General features: G+C 58.8%; 17 protein-coding genes, 1 tRNA gene and 1 riboswitch. Of the genes, 6 read left to right on the top strand and 12 right to left on the bottom strand.

Going from position 1 to position 16,421, the window contains the following annotated elements; genetic code table 11:
* Nucleotides 1-24: 24 nt before the first annotated feature.
* On the bottom strand, nt 25-3,744 hold the full coding sequence (gene cobN / locus PEL8287_RS16075; protein WP_085893455.1) for a cobaltochelatase subunit CobN: 3,720 nt from the start codon (nt 3,742-3,744) through the stop codon (nt 25-27).
* A gap of 92 nt (nt 3,745-3,836) precedes the next feature.
* Between cobN and PEL8287_RS20095 the strand changes: the two genes are divergently transcribed.
* On the top strand, nt 3,837-4,010 hold the full coding sequence (locus PEL8287_RS20095; protein ID WP_176228672.1) for a hypothetical protein: 174 nt from the start codon (nt 3,837-3,839) through the stop codon (nt 4,008-4,010).
* Nucleotides 4,011-4,012: 2 nt separating this feature from the next.
* On the opposite strand, the gene PEL8287_RS16065 is transcribed toward PEL8287_RS20095, so the two are convergent.
* Nucleotides 4,013-4,462, bottom strand: a complete 450-nt coding sequence (locus PEL8287_RS16065; protein WP_085893453.1) for a GNAT family N-acetyltransferase — start codon at nt 4,460-4,462, stop codon at nt 4,013-4,015.
* Complete coding sequence (cobW, locus tag PEL8287_RS16060; protein ID WP_085893452.1) at nt 4,462-5,550, bottom strand: cobalamin biosynthesis protein CobW; 1,089 nt, start codon at nt 5,548-5,550, stop codon at nt 4,462-4,464. Before cobW ends, PEL8287_RS16065 begins: the two co-directional genes overlap by 1 nt.
* Before the next feature lie 70 nt (nt 5,551-5,620).
* On the opposite strand from cobW, the gene PEL8287_RS16055 reads away from it, so the two are divergent.
* Entirely contained in the window at nt 5,621-5,950 is a 330-nt protein-coding gene (locus PEL8287_RS16055; protein ID WP_085893521.1) for a DUF1636 family protein, read from the top strand.
* Nucleotides 5,951-5,954: 4 nt separating this feature from the next.
* Here the strand turns inward: PEL8287_RS16055 and PEL8287_RS20090 are convergent, their stop codons facing one another.
* From PEL8287_RS20090 to PEL8287_RS16045, 3 genes are all read right to left on the bottom strand, one after another.
* Nucleotides 5,955-6,092 carry a hypothetical protein gene (locus tag PEL8287_RS20090; protein ID WP_176228671.1) on the bottom strand — a complete coding sequence of 46 codons (138 nt, stop codon included), beginning with the start codon at nt 6,090-6,092 and terminating at the stop codon, nt 5,955-5,957.
* Nucleotides 6,093-6,145: 53 nt separating this feature from the next.
* Nucleotides 6,146-6,826 carry a CbtA family protein gene (locus PEL8287_RS16050; protein WP_085893451.1) on the bottom strand — a complete coding sequence of 227 codons (681 nt, stop codon included), beginning with the start codon at nt 6,824-6,826 and terminating at the stop codon, nt 6,146-6,148.
* 118 nt (nt 6,827-6,944) lie between these two features.
* Nucleotides 6,945-7,121 carry a CbtB domain-containing protein gene (locus PEL8287_RS16045; protein ID WP_085893450.1) on the bottom strand — a complete coding sequence of 59 codons (177 nt, stop codon included), beginning with the start codon at nt 7,119-7,121 and terminating at the stop codon, nt 6,945-6,947.
* 35 nt (nt 7,122-7,156) lie between these two features.
* Nucleotides 7,157-7,379, bottom strand: a riboswitch (cobalamin riboswitch).
* Between the two features lie 210 nt (nt 7,380-7,589).
* On the opposite strand from PEL8287_RS16045, the gene PEL8287_RS16040 reads away from it, so the two are divergent.
* Nucleotides 7,590-8,306 carry a class I SAM-dependent methyltransferase gene (locus PEL8287_RS16040; RefSeq protein WP_085893449.1) on the top strand — a complete coding sequence of 239 codons (717 nt, stop codon included), beginning with the start codon at nt 7,590-7,592 and terminating at the stop codon, nt 8,304-8,306.
* A 107-nt stretch (nt 8,307-8,413) separates the two neighbouring features.
* Nucleotides 8,414-8,611, top strand: a complete 198-nt coding sequence (locus PEL8287_RS16035) for a hypothetical protein (protein WP_085893448.1) — start codon at nt 8,414-8,416, stop codon at nt 8,609-8,611.
* 48 nt (nt 8,612-8,659) lie between these two features.
* On the opposite strand, the gene dddP is transcribed toward PEL8287_RS16035, so the two are convergent.
* The 3 genes from dddP to hemE form a co-directional block, all read right to left on the bottom strand.
* Nucleotides 8,660-10,003, bottom strand: a complete 1,344-nt coding sequence (gene dddP, locus PEL8287_RS16030) for a dimethylsulfonioproprionate lyase DddP (RefSeq protein ID WP_085893447.1) — start codon at nt 10,001-10,003, stop codon at nt 8,660-8,662.
* A 202-nt stretch (nt 10,004-10,205) separates the two neighbouring features.
* Entirely contained in the window at nt 10,206-10,445 is a 240-nt protein-coding gene (locus PEL8287_RS16025; protein ID WP_176228670.1) for a type II toxin-antitoxin system Phd/YefM family antitoxin, read from the bottom strand.
* 183 nt (nt 10,446-10,628) lie between these two features.
* A complete protein-coding gene (gene hemE, locus PEL8287_RS16020) occupies nt 10,629-11,663 on the bottom strand; it encodes a uroporphyrinogen decarboxylase (RefSeq protein WP_085893445.1) in 1,035 nt (344 codons plus the stop codon).
* Between the two features lie 95 nt (nt 11,664-11,758).
* Between hemE and hemC the strand changes: the two genes are divergently transcribed.
* Nucleotides 11,759-12,706, top strand: a complete 948-nt coding sequence (hemC, locus tag PEL8287_RS16015) for a hydroxymethylbilane synthase (RefSeq protein WP_085893444.1) — start codon at nt 11,759-11,761, stop codon at nt 12,704-12,706.
* Nucleotide 12,707: 1 nt separating this feature from the next.
* Here hemC and PEL8287_RS16010 read toward each other — a convergent pair whose 3' ends face one another.
* The gene (locus PEL8287_RS16010; RefSeq protein WP_139837831.1) at nt 12,708-14,138 is read right to left on the bottom strand and encodes an FAD-binding oxidoreductase; all 1,431 of its coding nucleotides are present in this window, start codon (nt 14,136-14,138) and stop codon (nt 12,708-12,710) included.
* Between the two features lie 183 nt (nt 14,139-14,321).
* Here PEL8287_RS16010 and PEL8287_RS16005 point away from each other — a divergent pair.
* Nucleotides 14,322-14,398: transfer RNA gene (locus PEL8287_RS16005), tRNA-Met, on the top strand.
* A gap of 80 nt (nt 14,399-14,478) precedes the next feature.
* Here the strand turns inward: PEL8287_RS16005 and PEL8287_RS16000 are convergent.
* Nucleotides 14,479-14,973, bottom strand: a complete 495-nt coding sequence (locus PEL8287_RS16000) for an ureidoglycolate lyase (protein ID WP_085893442.1) — start codon at nt 14,971-14,973, stop codon at nt 14,479-14,481.
* Nucleotides 14,970-16,388 carry an allantoinase PuuE gene (gene puuE, locus PEL8287_RS15995; protein ID WP_085893441.1) on the bottom strand — a complete coding sequence of 473 codons (1,419 nt, stop codon included), beginning with the start codon at nt 16,386-16,388 and terminating at the stop codon, nt 14,970-14,972. The genes PEL8287_RS16000 and puuE overlap by 4 nt, the downstream gene beginning before the upstream one ends.
* Nucleotides 16,389-16,421 lie beyond the last annotated feature (33 nt).

The raw sequence follows: 16,421 nt of genomic DNA, 5'->3' as shown, positions 1-16,421 counted from the left end.
TGGCTCCCTTAGAGACACCGCCTGTCAGGGTAGGGGCGTCCCCCGCCTTGCCGCCTCAATCCGCGCCCGCGCCGAGTTCGAGCGTGGCATCCAAAGCCCACGGTCAATCGCCTCGGCCAGCCTCTCGGCCATCTCGCGCAGGGCCGGGGCATTGTGTTCAGCGATAAACTCCCGCGTATCATCATCTTCCAGAAACGCCGCTTCGACCAGATCGAAATGATGTCCGCGCACTGCGCCCGTGGTGGCGGCAAAGGCAAAGAGGTAATCCACTGTCGCGGCCATCTCGAAGGCACCCTTGTAGCCGTGCCGCTTGACCCCTTCGATCCACTTGGGGTTCACCACACGGGACCTTACCACCCGGCCAATCTCGTCCTCCAGCGTGCGGATCACCGGGCGTTCGGGGCGCGAATGGTCGTTGTGGTAAATCGGCCGGTCGCGGCCCTGCAGGGTGCTCACCGCCGCCGCGGCCCCGCCTTCGAACTGGTAATAATCGTCGCTGTCCAGAATATCGTGCTCGCGATTGTCCTGGTTCTGCACAATCGCCTCGGTCTCGCGCAGGCGGGTTTCAAACCCCGCGCGGTCGCGACGCCCCTCATCCCCGGCACCATAGGCGTAGCTGCCCCATTCCAGATAGGCTTCGGCCAGATCGGATTTGTCCGCCCATAGCCGCTCGTCGATCATTGCCTGCAGGCCTGCACCGTAAGCCCCGGGTTTCGCGCCATAGACCCGCGCCTGCGGGCCCTCGCTGCGCGCCCGCGCCGCCGCCGGGTTCAGATCTTCAGGCTCGTCCAGCGCCATCACCGCGCGCGCCGCTGAATCCACCAGCGCGATCAGCTGTGGAAAGGCATCGCGGAAAAACCCCGAAATGCGCAGCGTTACATCTACCCTTGGTCGCCCCAATACGCCTTGCGGCAGTACTTCAAACCCGGTGACCCGGCGATTGGCACTATCCCATTTGGGCTTCACCCCCATCAGCGCCAGGGCCTGCGCGATATCATCGCCACCAGTGCGCATATTCGCGGTGCCCCAGGCCGTCAGCAGCATTGTTCGTGGCCAGTCGCCATGGGTCTGCAGGTGCTTTTCAATCAACAGGTTGGCTGACTTCCATCCCAACGCCCAGGCCGTCGGCGTCGGCACCGCGCGGCTGTCGACGCTAAAGAAATTCCGCCCCGTTGGAAGCGTGTCCAAACGTCCCCGCGTGGGCGCGCCGGAGGGCGCCGGGGCGACGAATTGCCCTGCAAGGGCGGTGAGAAGGCCCGTTCCTTCGTCCGGCCCACAGGCCCGCAGTGTCGGCAAAACCACATTGTGCAACTCTTCCAGAACCGGGCGCGTATTGGGCAGGTGTTCGGGCGTTTCGGGCCACGCCACTGCCAGCTGCGCCAGCTTTTCCAGCCGCTCCACCGTGTCGCCATTGCTGCGCCAGCCTGCGCTGTCGACGGCACTCAAAAACTTGTGGTGCGGGCCTGTATAAGGTGCTGACATGTCACAATCCAGAGGATCAATATCGACATCACAATCAGCCGCCAATGCGCGGATCAGCGAGGCATCGCTGCCCTTTCCGTTGCCGCGCGGCACACGCAAAAGCGCAATGGCAAGGTCACGTTCCTGCACCCCTTCGGGCGATGTGCCAAAGATATGCAGCCCGTCGCGGATCTGCGCCTCTTTCAAATCGCACAGATAGGCATCCAGCTTGGCCAGATCACCATCCTCGTCGGTGCCGTGCATGCCCACATCCTTGTCCAGCCCGGTGGCCGAGGTCAGTGTGAGGATCTCGCGCCGCAAATGGGCAATCCGGCGCGGATCAACCCCTGCCGCCTCGTAATACTCATCCACCAGCGCCTCAAGATCGCGCAGCGGTCCGTAGGTTTCCGCGCGCGTCAGCGGCGGCGTCAGGTGGTCGATGATCACCGCCTGCGCCCGGCGCTTGGCCTGCGTGCCTTCACCGGGGTCATTCACGATAAACGGATAGATATGCGGCACCGGCCCCAGTACCGCCTCGGGCCAGCACAACTGGCTCAGGGCCAGCGCCTTGCCCGGCAGCCATTCCAGATTGCCATGCTTGCCCATGTGTACAATCGCATCGGCGCGGAACTGATGGCGCAGCCAGAAATAGAACGCCAGATAGTTATGCGGCGGCACCAGATCGGGGGAATGATAGGTATCGGTCGGATCAATGTTATAACCGCGTGCCGGTTGCAGGCCGACGACGACATTGCCGAACTCCAGCACCGACAGGCTGAAATGCCCGCAATCCACCTCGCCCGGGGTGTAGAACGGATCGGCCTCGGGTCTGCCCCAGCGGCTTTCCACCGCCTCGCGCAGTTCCCAAGGCAGTTGGCCATAGTCGATCTGATACTCGGCCATCGACATTTTCACGCCACCCTGGCGCTCAGCCCGGTCTGTCAGCCAGTTGGTCGGCCCCGCCATCACCGCCTGCATCAGCGCATCGGACTCAGCGGGCGCGCCCGTCACCCGATACCCTGCCTCTTCCAGCAGGCGCAAAACATGCACCGTCGCCGCAGGCGTATCCAGCCCCACACCGTTGGCCAGCCGCCCGTCCTTGTTGGGGTAATTCGCCAGCACCAGCGCAACGCGCCGCTCGCCTACAGGCCTGTGCCGCAGCCGCGCCCAGTTCGCTGCCAGGTTGGCGACAAATTCCACCCGGTCGCCCACCGCGCGATAGGTGGCAATCGGGCATTCGGTGGCCTCGTCAAAATAGGCCTCGCCCTTGAAGCTGACCGCACGGCTCAGCACCCGGCCGTCGACCTCGGGCAACGCCACGTTCATCGCAATGTCGCGCGCCGACAGGCCGCTCAGCCCGCTGGCCCAGGCCTCTTCGGATGATCCGGCCAGAACCACCTGAAACACGGGGGCCTTTTGCGCCGCCGCCATCACTAGGGGATTGATCGGGCTGTCATCCTCCATATGAGGCGAGCCCACGGCAAAGGCCGTGCAGTTCAGAATGACCGACGGCGATGCCGCGCTGAACAAATGCTCCAGCGTGGCCACCGAGACCGGATCTTTCAGCGACGCTACAAAGACGGGCAGGGGGTTCAGCCCTGTACGCAGCAGCGATTTCACCAGCCGGTTAATCGGATTCAGTCCCGCGCCTTGTACCAGTGCGCGGTAAAACACCAGGGGTACCACCGGCTGCCCCTCAACCCATGCAGCCTGCGCAGCGGCCAGTTCTGCCACACCTGCGCCCGGCCAATAGACGCCTGCGCGCAATAGCGGGCTGGCGGCTGCTGGCTTTTCAAGATTCTCAACCATCGCCCGCGCGTAACTCAGAAAATTCGCAGAATTTTCGGGGCCGCCCTCAACCATATAGGCCCAGAGCGCGTCGTAGTCCTCATCGGAAACCGTCGACAGTTCACGCAATTCCGCATCGGGTTTGTCGTCGCCGGGCAGCAGCGCCAAAGGCACGCCCGCCTCATGGCAGCGCGCGGCATATTGCTCGGCGCCGTATTTCCAATAGCCGACACCGCCCAGCACGCGCGCGATCACCAGTCTGGATTTTGTCGCGCAGTTATCCAGATGCAGATCCACCGACATCGGATGCTGCAAATGGGTAAGATTGCCCAGCCGCAGGTCAGGGGGGCCTGCCATTTCTGCGCGTGCAGCGCTCAGTGCTGCCAGTTCCGTGTCCGCTGCCGAAATGACAACCACATCCGCCGGGCTCTGGCCCAGATCAACGGGTTCGTTCCCGTCATCGATGCTCCCCGGGGTAGCGGCAAGTAGATGCATCACGCGATCCTAACTTGATTGCGAGCCCGGTTTAGGGCATGAGCCGGATAAAGGCGACCGCAGATTTGTCGCAAAGCCGAAAGGGCAAACCCATGAATTACAAAGCATCCGGCGCGCCGAAAATGGGCAAAAACGCCCCGCGTCACAGCGAACATAACCAGCCGGGTTCGGATAAAAACCCCTTCGGCAAACGCCCCTCCAAGGCCGAGTTGCTGGAACGGATGAAGGCTGCCGCCAAAGCAGAAACCAAAAAAGCGCCCGAATAGCCTCACAACGTCTTTTCCATGTAATACGATGTTTCGTTTTGCTGATAGTCGCCAAACCGGGCGCATTCGGTAAAGCCGTGCCGCATATATAGCTTGACCGCCGCCGCCAGCAGTGTTCCGGTTTCAAGCCGCAACAATGGTAAACCCACCGCCCGCGCCTGATCTTCGATCTGACGCAGGATCGCGGCCGCAACACCCTTGCCCCGGGCGCCTGGATCAGTGAACATCGACTTCACTTCGCCATAGCCAATGCGCTCGGCCAGCGCACCGATGCCCAGAACCCTGTCGCCCTCGCGGGCCACAAAGAAATGGATGTCCGGGGCGCACAGGTCGTCAATCGACAGGGCGTAAATGTCGTCAGCCGGGAAAAGCTCGTCCATCAGCGCATGGCTGGCGCGCAACAGCGCCGTGGCCTGCGCTGCGTGCGGGTCGGCTTTTTCGACAACCAGCATCAGGCCGCAAGGGCAGCTTCAATGGCCGCCCGGTCCAGTCCGGCCTGACCGATCACCACCAGTCGCGTCTCGCGTGGCTGGCTACCAAAGGGCTGATCAAAATAAGTATCCACGCGCGGGCCCACTGCCTGCAACGTCAGGCGCATCGGTTTGCCGGTCACAGCGACAAACCCCTTGAGGCGCAGGATGTCATGGTCCCGGATCACGTCGGCTACACGCAGGGCAAAGGCGCCCGCATCGTCAATCTCGGAGCGTGTGACGACAAAGCTTTCAAATGCATCATGATCATGATCGTGGTGGTGATCATCATGGTCGTCATGGTCGTCATGGTCGTCATGGTCGTCGTCATCGTGATCATGATGGTGGTGATGCACCTCGTGCCGCGCCTCCAGATCGGACTCGGCCCCGATGCCTTGCCCCAGCAGCACATTGACCGGCAGCACACCCATGGTCGATTTCACCACCTGAACGCCATCGCGGCTGTCGCTGCGCAATCTGCCCACCAGCGCGTCAGCTTCATCGCTTCCCAGCAGGTCGGCCTTGTTCACCACGATCATATCGGCACAGGCCACCTGATCCTCGAACAGTTCTGACAAAGGCGTGTCGTGATCCAGATTTTCATCCAGTTTGCGCTGCGCGTCCACGGCGGCGACATTATGGGCAAACCGCCCCTCGCTGACCGCCTTGCCATCGACCACGGTCACAACCCCGTCCACGGTCACGCGGGTGGAAATCTCGGGCCAGTTAAAGGCCCGCACCAACGGCTGTGGCAGCGCCAGACCAGAGGTTTCGATCACGATATGATCGGGGGCATTGTCGCGCTCAAGCAGCTTTTGCATCGTGGGGATGAAATCCTCGGCCACCGTGCAGCAGATGCAGCCGTTGGACAGTTCCATCACATCATCTTCGGTGCAGGTCTCGTCGCCGCAGCCCTTGAGTATGTCACCATCCACGCCCAGATCACCAAATTCGTTGATGATCAGCGCAATGCGCCGGCCCTCGGCATTTTGCAGCATATGCCGGATAAGCGTGGTCTTTCCGGCGCCCAGAAAACCGGTCACGACGGTAGCAGGAATTTTGGCAGGCATTGTAAAGCTCCTCGAAAGGCTTGCGTGAGTTGCGGGTATCGCCTAACCCGCCCGTGAAAGGAACGGGATGATGTCGCATCGGATTGTGGTCTGTTCTACCTGTGACGGCACGGATGGCAAAGCCTTTGCCGCCCGTTTGCGCACTGCTTTGGCGGGGCGCGGCATGGCATTTGATGTGCAGGACCATGACTGCATGTCAAACTGTGGCCGCCCGCTGAGTGTGGCCTTCAGTGCCCCGGACAAGGCGACATATCTTTTTGGCGATATTAATCCTGACACCGATATGGCCGACACGCTGGCCTTTGCCGCGCTATACGCCGCCAGCCCCGATGGCTGGATCGAAGATGCCCGACCTGCAGGCCGGTTGCGCCATTGTCTGATCGGCCGGGTGCCCGCGTAAGACATCAGTTTGATGTATCCCCATGGTCATGCGTGCCATGATCGTGCTGCTGCATGTGCACGCCCATCGTGCCGCTGACCAGAACCCCGGCGCCAAAGCCGAAGAACAGACCGATAATCAGAAAAACGAAATGTTTGGGCATTGCCATGCTCCCATGTCAGATACCCGCGGCAGCATGCCGCGGGGTAAAGATGTTCACGATCCGGCGTTTTCGCGTTGCCAGAAATATCCTCCCAAAAGCCCGGTCAGAGCCCAGGAAGCCAGCCCCACGCCAAGCGCGCGGGCGGCAAACATCGATGCCAGTTCCGGCGGCACCGACCCGGCAAAGGCCTCGGGCTGGGGTGCCCCGATCAGATGCGGCGCCAGCAGCAACACCACTGCCGCCCCCCACATTCCAGCGCCTGTGCCAAAGGCAATCAGCGCCATTGCCACTGCGGTCGCAATTGCCGTGCCCCACCACCAGACCTGCCGCGCGGTCAGATCAACATAGGCCGCCCCAGGTACTTCAGGGGGCAATGAAAAGGCAGGCGCAAATTGCACGGCAATGAACCCTGCCAGCCCCCACAACAGTCCGCGCCGGGCGTCGATAACAACGCCGCGTTCGGCGGCAAAGGCCATGCAGGCCACCAGGATCAGGGCATAGCCCACCTGCAACAGCGTCCAAAAAAGTGCGCTCAACCCGTCGCGCATCAGATCGAAACCGGGCAGATCAGGATGGGCATCGGCCAGTTGCCCGCCAAAATGCACCAGTTTTCCGGTTTCAAACAATTCGGCATGCAGCAGCACAGGTTGCAGGAACATCAACTGCAACAGAGCCGCAAGCAGCCCCGCGCAGAAACCAGCAAGCAGTGCGCTGGTCACAATTCTTGAAAACATAGTCAGGTCCTTCCCACGTGTTTCCAGCGCACAAAATGACGGAAAAGGGACTACGCCCTTTCCGCGCTCTGCGCGCACCCGATCTGATCCAAGGGATCAGATCAAACTCAAAACATTGTTAGTGGCAGGGAAAGCCGGTGGCGTGGCGCACGTCATGAGCCGCGTCATGCAGGGCCGAGGCCTGAACGTGGCCGGCGATCGTGATGATCCCAAGGCCCAGAACCATGGCTGCCAAAAACGGCATCACGGTTGACCGTGCTGTGGATTTGGCGGCTGTTTTTACCTGTGCAGTCATTTTATTTTCTCCTGTACACCTCTCACCCGAGGCGTGTTGAACGAAACGCAAAGGCTGGTCTCCTGGCTCACGGGTCGTCACCTTACTGCCGCCTTCCCGGGTTTGACTATCCCAGTGGCATATGGCAGGGGCTCACCGCTTACAGTCGCGGGGGCGGCTGACGATTGGGCGCCCTGTTTGGGTCCACCATCACGTCATTCCCAATTATTCCCCCGAACGCTTTGCATCCATCGGGGAACCTTGCACTGTCAGGTATGAAGCCCGATACGGGCCGCGTCAAGATTGATTCCGACAGAGGATGGGCGCGAAACGGCAGTCATGTCGGTTTACGGACGATCCGGACTCCCGCAATTGAGGCAAGTCCGAAATTGTCGGCATATTTGTGGAAAAAGCGGGGCTTGCTCCAAACAACCTGTCGTTGACGTCGTCCAGCACGGCTTTTAACCTTCCGGGTAAAAGGTGGGATAAATGACTGAATTCTTTGATTTCATGCGAAATATCCCGCCCTATTCCGAGAATGAGACGACGATCCGTCGCCTCAACAATCGCCACCGGTTGCTGGTCGCCCCCTTTGTACCGCAGATTTCTGGCGCCCGTGTGCTGGATCTGGCCTGCCACGATGGGCGCTGGTCTTATGCGCTGGCGGCAGCGGGGGCGACCCATGTGCACGGGGTCGAGGCACGACCCGAGCTGATCAGCCGGTTCAACGCCTTCCCCGACACCCCCTTCAAATCCCGGGTCAACCTGCAGTGCAACGATCTCTTTGCAGAGTTGGAACAGCTGGTTGCCGGCGGCGCACGGTTTGATGTGATCGCCGTCTACGGCATCTTTTACCACATCATGGATCATTTCCGCCTGCTGTCGCTGGCCAAACGCCTGCATCCCCGGATCATCATCATCGACAGCGAATTCATCACCCTCGACAACGCGATGATTCAACTGCTGAAGGAAGAGGTCGCAAATCCTCTGAACGCCACCGCCGATGCCCCCGGGCTGACCCACACGGTGGTGGGCGTCCCCAGCCGGCGCGCCACCGGTTTCATGGCCGAGGCGCTGGATATGGAGATCACCTGGCTGGATCACGACCTGATCCTTGGCGATGACCGCGAAGGTATGCACGATTATTTCCGCGAGGGCCGCAAGACGCGGGGCACCTGTGTGCTATGCGGTCGTGATGGCGATTAAACCATCACAAATCGTGATGGTGGTGTTAATAAATATTCGTTTTCTTTATTAATCCATCTTTCCTATCTCTGAAGCATCAGAAAACGTGTTTTGGAAAGGATAAACAAATGCCTCAGGATCTCTGCCTCGACTCCCACACGACATCCCTGAATTCCGGTGCATTGGTGGCCGCTTTGTTGGGCGCGCTGCTTGTGCTGGCGGCTGTTGTCGCGTCAACGGATACCACCCCGCCGATCAGCGCGTCTCAAGCCGCCGATCCGTCCCAGATCGAAGACTGGCACGGCAACGTCCGGCGGTCACACTGACCGTTTTGGTCCAGTGGCTGACAAAAAAGAAAAAAGGGGGCTGCCCGCCTAGGTCAGCCCCATCAACGCTTCATCAAACGGGTATTTCGTCAGGTTTTCATAGCCGTCTTCGGTGATCAGCACCTGATCCTCCAGCTTGATCGAGAAATCGCCGCCGACCTCACCCACCAATGCCTCGACACACAGGGTCATGCCTGGCTCCAACGCATAGTCAAACGCGCCAGCCACGGCCTTGTCAGGGTAAGAAACCAGCGGCCATTCATCACACAGACCCACGCCATGCATCAGGCAGCCGTATTTCTGCGCCTGAAACTTGTCGTCCAGCACATGGGTATTGGCCGTCAACTCGGGGATCATAACGCCGGGCTTCAGCATCTCCATATTGGTGCGGATATGTTCAACCCCGTGCTGCATCGCGTAAATCATGTCAGGGCGCGGCTTTTGATCGCCAATCCACCAGCTGCGGCTGATATCGACGCAGATGCCATAGCTGCCAATCAGATCGGTATCGAAACTGACAATCTCGTTGTTTTGCACAATCCTTGGGCCGCATTCCTGAAACCACGGGTTTGACCGCGGCCCCGAGGCCAGCAACCGCGTCTCGATCCACTCACCGCCACGGCGGATGTTCTCGGCATGCATCACCGCCCAGATGTCATCCTCGGACGTATTGCCAAGCGGCACGTTTTCGCGGGCAAACTGCTCCATTCTGGCGACGGTCACTTCGCAGGCATGGCTGGCACAGCGCATCGCCAGAATCTCGTCAGGGCCTTTGACCGAACGGGATTTCTCGGTGACCTCTTCCCCGTCCATAATCTCAAATCCCTGCGCCTCAAGCGCGCGCAGCCCGTGTACCATCGGCTTGTCCACCGCCAGCCGCATGTTGCCGGGGCAATGCTCGGCCAGCAGCACGCGCACCTCGTTTGAAAATACATCTGCGGCCACTTCGATCTTGTCGCCGCGATCGAAATAAAACAGATCCGCGCCACTGCGCTGCTCACGCACCAGCGGGTTGAATTTGGAAAGGAAAGGCGAGTTCTTGTAATCCCAGATCACCATATAGCCATCGGCACAGACCAGCACCGCGCGGAATGGGTTGTGGGTGTTCCACAGCTGCATATTGGTGCTGTCGGTGGCATAGCGAATGTTGAGCGGGTCAAACATCAGCAGGCCTGCATAGCCGCGATCCACTATATGTCGGGTCAGCCGTTCCCACCGGAACCTGCGCATCGCTTGCAGGTCAGGCAATTGCAGCCCCGCCGCCGCCCATTCGGAATAGGCCAGCTGCGTCGGCCCGATCTCGATCCGGTCGGCATCGTTGGGGGTGTTATCGCCTAGCGTGGCACCCCTCGTTGGGTCGATCTTGCGCGTGTCGCGGTAATGGGTGTTCATCCGGGCCTCCCTCGGCTTTGGGTCAGTCTGGCCGGGGCTCAGGCGGGGTGCTTGTCCGATTGCGACACGGATTTGCCGCCATTTCACAAGGCAAGGTTGGATTTTCATACCGGGGCGCCTTTGGCGCGCATTTTGGTTTTGGAAAACGGGACGCTGTCCCTCAAATACTCTGGGATATTTATGGCAAGAAGAACAAGGCAGGTTACAACAGCCCGTTTTTCAGCATGCGAAACTCGCGCATCTGCGCGGCCTGTCGCCTTTCCAGCAATTCCTCGCGGCTTCCGTCGACCTTTTCCAGCGCGTGCATGTCCTTGGGGCTTACAAGGGCGGCCACCGGACGGCCATTGCGGAACAACAGGATACGATCACCGGTGGCGGCATGGTGATCCAGATAGGCGCTCAGGTTGGTGCGCAATTTGCTGGTGCGAAGTTCGATATGCATGCTCTGCCTCATTGCCGGGGTCTGGGCACTGTGATGGCAAGGCGTTAAGGCCGGATAATCGCACCGCACTGTTGGGGCGCCTTCATGGCGCACCGCCGTCAAAACGTACGAAACGTACGCTCAGCTTTGAAAATCAGCCAAATCGCGTACGAAATCCACGTACGTTTCGTACCATGCGTACGCTCAGCCGCCGCGCACCGTGTCGATCATCCGCTGCACGTTGTCGGGGTCGGCATCGGGCGTGATCCCATGGCCCAGATTGAAGATATGCGGGCCTTTGCTGAACGCCTTCACAATTCTCCGGGTCTCATTCACCAGCGCCTCGCCGCCTGTAACCATATGGAAAGACGCAAGATTTCCCTGAACGCAGCCGTCATTCTGAACATTTTCAGCGGCCCATTCGGCGCTGACCGAATCATCAATGGCCACACAGTCAGCGCCGGTTTTTTTGTGGAATCCCACGTAGTTATCCCCCGCCTCACGCGGGAAAGCGATGACCGGAATGCCGGGATGGCGGGCTTTAAGTGCGCCAATGATGCGTTTGGTTGGGTCGGTCGCATATTTGTCGAAATCTTCACCTTTCAGCGATCCCGCCCAGCTGTCGAACAGCTTGACCACCTCGGCACCGGCCGTGATCTGGGCCGAAAGATATTCGATTGTAGCCTCGGTGATGCGGTCCAGCAGCCCTTCAAAAACAGCTTTGTTTTCAGCCTTCAGCGCGTGGGCCGGTCCCTGATCGGGCGTGCCTTGCCCGGCAATCATATAGGTGGCCACTGTCCAGGGCGCGCCGGCGAATCCAATCAATGTGGTCTGTGGCGGCAGGGCGCCGGTCAGATTGCGCACGGTCTGGTAGATCGGATTAAGCGTTTCGTGAATCTCGTCCGTCGGTTTCAGCTGATCCAGTTCCGATTGCGAGGTGATCGTAGACAACCGCGGCCCTTCACCTGTCACAAACCACAGATCCGCCCCAAGCGCCTGCGGCACCAGCAGAATATCGGCAAAGAGAATCGCGGCATCAAAGCCATAACGCCGGATTGGTTGCAGCGTGACTTCGGTGGCCAAATCACTATTATAACACAAGGAAAGGAAATCCCCAGCTTGGGCCCGCGTGGCCTTGTATTCCGGCAGATAGCGCCCGGCCTGCCGCATCATCCAGATCGGCGGCACATCCTGAGTTTCGCCCGCCAGTGCCCGTAAAATCGTTTTCTTCTCGGCCATGGGTATCCTCCGTTTTGTCGGTGGTCACCCCACGGCGACAAGATGTCAAGCACCCCCCGCTTGCCACGACGGTTTGCCGCGTCTAGACCTGCGTTATGACACTTGATTTACCAACCCCGAAAACCGCTTTGAAAATCGGCACGCGTGGCTCTCCGCTGGCCTTGGCGCAGGCGAACGAGACTCGAGACAGGTTGGCTTCTGCCTTTGACCTGCCGCATGAAGCCTTTGAAATTGTTGTGATAAAAACAACGGGTGATCGGATCATTGATCGCCCGCTGAAAGAGATTGGCGGCAAGGGGCTGTTTACCCGCGAGATTGAACAAGCGCTTTTGACAGGCGAAATCGACATCGCCGTACATTCGATGAAGGACATGCCGGTACTGCAACCCGAGGGCCTATTGCTTGACACTTACCTGCCGCGTGAAGACGTGCGCGATGCCTTTGTCTCGCCCGGCGTTGAGTGTCTGGCCGAATTGCCCAAGGGGGCTAAGGTAGGTACGTCTTCTCTACGGCGCAAGGCGCAGGTGCTGGTTGCCTATCCCCATCTTGAAGTGGTCGAATTTCGCGGTAACGTGCAGACAAGATTGAAAAAACTGGATGACGGTGTGGCCGCCTGCACCTTTTTGGCGATGGCCGGGCTCAATCGTTTGGGGCGCGCCGATGTGGCCCGATCGGCGATTGCACCGGATGTCATGTTACCCGCCGTGGCCCAGGGCGCCATTGGAATTGAACGTCGTGCCGGCGATAGTCGTGCCGCTGATATGCTGACTGCGATTCATCATATGGAAACCGGCCAACGCCTTGCGGCAGAAAGATCTTTTCTGGCCACGCTGGACGGTTCCTGTGAAACACCTATTGCGGGTCTGGCCGAATTCGACGGTAAAAACCTGCGCTTGCGCGGAGAAATCCTGCGTCCAGACGGAAGTGAAAGCCTGAGTGACGACCAGACCGCCCCAATTGAAGATGGGTGCGAACTGGGCAGAGCTATGGCTGTCAAGCTGCTGGAGCAAGCCGGTTCAGGATTCTTCGATTGGCGACAATAGCTTAGAGCGCAGGTATTACCTTGCCTGGGTTCATGATGTTGTTTGGATCAAGTGCCTGTTTGATTGCCCGCATCGCCGCTAATGCGGCCGGATCCTTGCGCCGCGACATTGCGGGCAGTTTCGACAGACCGATTCCGTGCTCGGCCGAGAAACTCCCGCCGAGGGCAATGACCTCTTCCTCAACAGCGTCCTGAATCGCGCGGTGAATTTCGGGATCCAGGGTTTCAGGCCAACCGGCAAAATGCAGATTGCCATCACCAAGATGCGCAACCGAGATATTCTGCATACCGGGATCCAGCGCTTGGGTGCGTTTATTTATACGCTCCAGAAGGGCCTGCATTTTGTCGACAGGCACAGCTATGTCATTGTCGACAATAGGGTCTCGCAACCGTGATACTTCTGCCGCGGCTTCTCGCCGGGCCCACATTTCCGCCCTTTGGGTGTCATTCTGGGCGACCACAGCATCCAGCACGTCGCCTTTCTCAAACGATCCCGCCAGCACGGTTTCCAGATGCATCGTGATCGGTATGCTACCATCAGGATTGGGCATGGCATCGCGCGGCGCCAATGCGCCCACTTCGACCAGAATATTGACGTCATACATGTCGTCAAACGGCGCTCGCGCCTCGGGGAAACGCTTGAGATGCGCCTCTATGAAACTGCGCGGCATGTATTCAAACGCTTCCACAGCTCCGCCGGTTTCGCTCTGTAGCCGGTTCAGTAAATGCACGGCCTGATCCACGGAAGCTACGGCCACCATAGCTGTTGCATAAGCCTTTGGTTTCGGGCGCAATTTAAGAACCGCTGCAGTGATGATTCCCAAAGTACCTTCGGCGCCGATAAGCAGGTGACGCAGATCATAACCCGAGTTGTCCTTATGCAAGGCACTCATCAGGTTCATTATCTCTCCGTTGGGCAATACCACTTCAAGCCCCAGGCACAGATCGCGGGTATTGCCGTAGCGCAACACGTTTGACCCACCTGCATTGGTCGAAATCGCTCCGCCGATCATCGCCGATCCGCGGGCGCCAAACGTTAGCGGAAAAATCAGGTCATGTTCTGCTGCGGCCTCATGCAACCTCGACAGGATAACGCCCGCCTCGACAACGGCTGTCCGCCCGTCAGGGCGAATGTCGCGGATGGCCGACATACGATCCAGAGAAACCATGATGGCACCCTCGGCTGTGGTGCCCTTTGTAAGGCCAGTATTGCCGGAAACGGGTACAACTGGGAGCTTGTTCAAATTGGCCAGCTTGACGATTTTTGAAACTACTCTGGTGTTGGCTGGACGAACCACAGCCAGAGGCGTCCATGTGATAGTGCCACTCCAGTCATGTGACCACGGGTTGGCATCTGCACCTGTCAGGACATAACGCGCGCCCACAATGTGGCTTAACCGTTCAACGACAGGGTTTTCAGAGAATGTGCACATGGCACTGATCATGCTGCATCTGTGCAGATCCGGCAACTGCCCTATCATCGAACAATTGTATTTCTGGCGGCACCCGCTTAACTATGCGACAGCGATCCGGTCACGTTGGTCAGATACCCGGGCTGCCCGAGGCTTTTGGGCCTTGACGCAGGCTTTGCTGTGTCATACCAACCGCCACGGTTTGGCGGAGTAGCTCAGTTGGTTAGAGCAGCGGAATCATAATCCGCGTGTCGGGGGTTCAAGTCCCTCCTCCGCTACCAAACTTCCGGAAAACAAGTTTAAAACGCGGCCATAGGCCTTGTTCGTGGGTGTCCAGCACCAAAGCAGGATCTGACTGTTGTCACAGGTCGGGATGCGTGACAATATAGGGCATGTGGAACCGGTGTTCTTCAAGGTTCATTCCTTCGCCAACTCGATCGACAACGACATATTGACCGGGATTGCCGATAGGGGCCAATACGCCGTGCCATGTGCCACGACGAATATTAACCGATTGCCCGTTTTCGCTGATAAACGCCTTTGGACCGGTGGGTGTCCCGTTGGCATCTTCTGCAGCTATGATCAGCATTGGTACTTGGTTGAGTGGGATAAATGTCTGACTGCCAAAAGGGTGCCTTTCGACCATATCTACCACATAGGGAAATTGCTGCGGCTCGGATTCGAAAATGCTGATTCCCGCGATTCCATCAGAGAAGTCCAGTTCCGCCAGATTGTCGCACCGCCCGCATTTACCTTGATTTATCAACTTGTCAGGCTTGCCAGTAATCTCAATGACATCGCCATAAGGTGCGAAAGCTTTGGCTGTAAGCGGGGAGGCGACAATCATGTTCTTCATTCGGGCAAAATATCCTGAAGACGCAGCCGTGCGATTCGTTCAACCTGCCGGCAGGCCGTTGCGAACTCGGTTTCAGGATCGTTGCCCAAGCGTTTTTCGAAGGCGCCAAGGATACCCGCCTTGCCATGATCACGGGCTGCAATAATGAACGGAAAACCGTGTTTGGCGACATAGGCCCTGTTCAGTGCGGTGAATTGTGCGCGTTCGTCATCGGTCAAAACGTCTAACCCTGCGCTTGCCTGTTCAGACGTGCTTTCTGCGGTCAGGCGCTTTGCTGTGGCCAGTTTGCCCGACAGATCCGGATGGGCTTTGAGTACGCCAAGGCGCGCGTCAGATGTGGCAGAGCGGAACGCACGGCATAAAAGGTTGTGAACGCCTGCCACGCAATCATGTGCCAGCCCCATTTCAAGATCAAAAGCCTGCTCGGCAATCCAGTCGGAATGTTCAAAAATGCCACCGAAGGCTTTAACAAATTCCTGTTTGGTCATCTGGCTGGGGCGACGCCACCGCTTTGGCCGATGGGTTTTTGCCCAATGTCGTGCTATGTCTATGCGTCTGGCGCACCAGACGCCGTCAAAGCCCTGGATGTAGTCAATGAATCGCTTCAGTCCCGCCAGTTTTCCGGGGCGACCGATCAGGCGGCAATGCAGCCCGATACTCATCATTCTGGCGGTTCCGGTTTCGCCCTCGGCATAGAGCACATCAAAAGCGTCTTTGAGATACTGGAAAAACTGCTCGCCGGTGATGTACCCTGGTGCTGTTGCAAAGCGCATGTCATTTGCTTCCAGCGTGTAAGGGATGATCAGCTGGTCGTGGTTTCCGACCTCTAGCCAATAGGGCAGATCGTCGTCATAGGTATCTGAAATATACTCAAACCCACCTTCCTCGGCGACCAGCCGGACGGTATTGGCGCTACAGCGACCGGTGTACCAACCCAACGGGCGCTCGCCCACGACCTCGGTGTGCAGACGGATGGCTTCGGTGATTGCATTGCGCTCTTCAGCCTCGGGCATGTCCTTGTGTTCGACCCACTTTAGCCCATGGCTGGCGATCTCCCAGTCGGCAGCTTTCATGGCCTCTACCTGTTGCGGGCTGCGGGCCAATGCTGTTGCCACACCATAAATTGTCAGCGGAATTTGGGCCCCGGTAAATAGGCGGTGCAGACGCCAGAACCCGGCGCGCGCGCCATATTCATAGATCGATTCCATGTTCCAATGGCGCTGGCTTGGCCAAGGGGCGGCACCGGGAATGTCGGACAAAAAGGCCTCTGAGGCGGAATCCCCATGCAGCACGCAGTTTTCGCCACCTTCTTCATAGTTCAACACGAACTGCACCGCTATTCTGGCGCCGCCTGGCCATTTTGGATCTGGTGGGTGCGCACCATGTCCGCGCATGTCACGGGGATAACGTGTCACTCTTCATGACTCCTGTTTTTATCTGGCATTTTC

This window comes from Roseovarius litorisediminis (assembly GCF_900172295.1).
Classification (GTDB): domain Bacteria; phylum Pseudomonadota; class Alphaproteobacteria; order Rhodobacterales; family Rhodobacteraceae; genus Roseovarius; species Roseovarius litorisediminis.
The sequence above is the reverse complement of the archived record's forward strand: the minus strand, read 5'-3'. Positions and strand labels throughout refer to the sequence as shown.

Excerpts from the sequence above, each read along its gene's own strand:
- cobN (WP_085893455.1), bottom strand. The coding sequence starts at position 3,744 with ATGCATCTACTTGCCGCTACCCCGGGGAGCATCGATGACGGGAACGAA.
- PEL8287_RS20095 (WP_176228672.1), top strand. The coding sequence starts at position 3,837 with ATGAATTACAAAGCATCCGGCGCGCCGAAAATGGGCAAAAACGCCCCG.
- PEL8287_RS16065 (WP_085893453.1), bottom strand. The coding sequence starts at position 4,462 with ATGCTGGTTGTCGAAAAAGCCGACCCGCACGCAGCGCAGGCCACGGCG.
- cobW (WP_085893452.1), bottom strand. The coding sequence starts at position 5,550 with ATGCCTGCCAAAATTCCTGCTACCGTCGTGACCGGTTTTCTGGGCGCC.
- PEL8287_RS16055 (WP_085893521.1), top strand. The coding sequence starts at position 5,621 with ATGTCGCATCGGATTGTGGTCTGTTCTACCTGTGACGGCACGGATGGC.
- PEL8287_RS20090 (WP_176228671.1), bottom strand. The coding sequence starts at position 6,092 with ATGCCCAAACATTTCGTTTTTCTGATTATCGGTCTGTTCTTCGGCTTT.
- PEL8287_RS16050 (WP_085893451.1), bottom strand. The coding sequence starts at position 6,826 with ATGTTTTCAAGAATTGTGACCAGCGCACTGCTTGCTGGTTTCTGCGCG.
- PEL8287_RS16045 (WP_085893450.1), bottom strand. The coding sequence starts at position 7,121 with ATGACTGCACAGGTAAAAACAGCCGCCAAATCCACAGCACGGTCAACC.
- PEL8287_RS16040 (WP_085893449.1), top strand. The coding sequence starts at position 7,590 with ATGACTGAATTCTTTGATTTCATGCGAAATATCCCGCCCTATTCCGAG.
- PEL8287_RS16035 (WP_085893448.1), top strand. The coding sequence starts at position 8,414 with ATGCCTCAGGATCTCTGCCTCGACTCCCACACGACATCCCTGAATTCC.
- dddP (WP_085893447.1), bottom strand. The coding sequence starts at position 10,003 with ATGAACACCCATTACCGCGACACGCGCAAGATCGACCCAACGAGGGGT.
- PEL8287_RS16025 (WP_176228670.1), bottom strand. The coding sequence starts at position 10,445 with ATGCATATCGAACTTCGCACCAGCAAATTGCGCACCAACCTGAGCGCC.
- hemE (WP_085893445.1), bottom strand. The coding sequence starts at position 11,663 with ATGGCCGAGAAGAAAACGATTTTACGGGCACTGGCGGGCGAAACTCAG.
- hemC (WP_085893444.1), top strand. The coding sequence starts at position 11,759 with ATGACACTTGATTTACCAACCCCGAAAACCGCTTTGAAAATCGGCACG.
- PEL8287_RS16010 (WP_139837831.1), bottom strand. The coding sequence starts at position 14,138 with ATGTGCACATTCTCTGAAAACCCTGTCGTTGAACGGTTAAGCCACATT.
- PEL8287_RS16000 (WP_085893442.1), bottom strand. The coding sequence starts at position 14,973 with ATGAAGAACATGATTGTCGCCTCCCCGCTTACAGCCAAAGCTTTCGCA.